This is a genomic window from Acinetobacter uliginosus, from assembly GCF_044130295.1.
GTDB lineage: Bacteria > Pseudomonadota > Gammaproteobacteria > Pseudomonadales > Moraxellaceae > Acinetobacter.
The window spans coordinates 1-541 of sequence record NZ_JBIQOC010000113.1; the positions used below are offsets into that span (position 1 = coordinate 1).

At 38.4% G+C, this 541-nt stretch carries 1 pseudogene; it reads left to right on the plus strand.

Annotation, left to right across the window (positions count from 1 at the left end):
* Positions 1-541: pseudogene (locus ACE01T_RS16215) on the plus strand (cation transporter); the annotation flags it as partial.

Below are 541 nucleotides of genomic sequence, written 5' to 3' on the forward strand. Positions count from 1 at the left end.
TTCTTTAAAGGTTCTACATAATCAAAAAGATGAAAATATAACCACCAAACTTGAAGCTTTGGGTTTTGGTGCAAAGCTTGTGAAGACTGAAACTTATATAAGCAATCAACAGGCTAAGCAAACAAGTACCTACACCATTCCTAAAATGGATTGCTCTGCTGAAGAGCAAATGGTCCGTATGGCTCTTGCAGATATTGAAGCAGTTAAAGGTCTTACTTTTGATCTTCCCAATCGAAAACTGAAAGTCTTCCATAATGAAGGGATTCAGCAAATTACGGCTAAACTCGAAGGACTGGGTTTTGGGGCGAAACTTGATGAAATACAGCTTTCTTCAGGCGATATACCTAATGAACCTGATCCTGTGAGACAAGCTAAAGTACTTAAACTGTTATTAGGTATTAATGCTCTACTTTTCTTTATAGAATTCATCAGCGGTATTATTGCTGCGTCTACAGGATTGATTGCTGATTCTCTAGATATGTTTGCCGATGCAGCCGTTTATGGTATTGCGCTATATGCCGTCGGAAAAGCTGCGAAATAT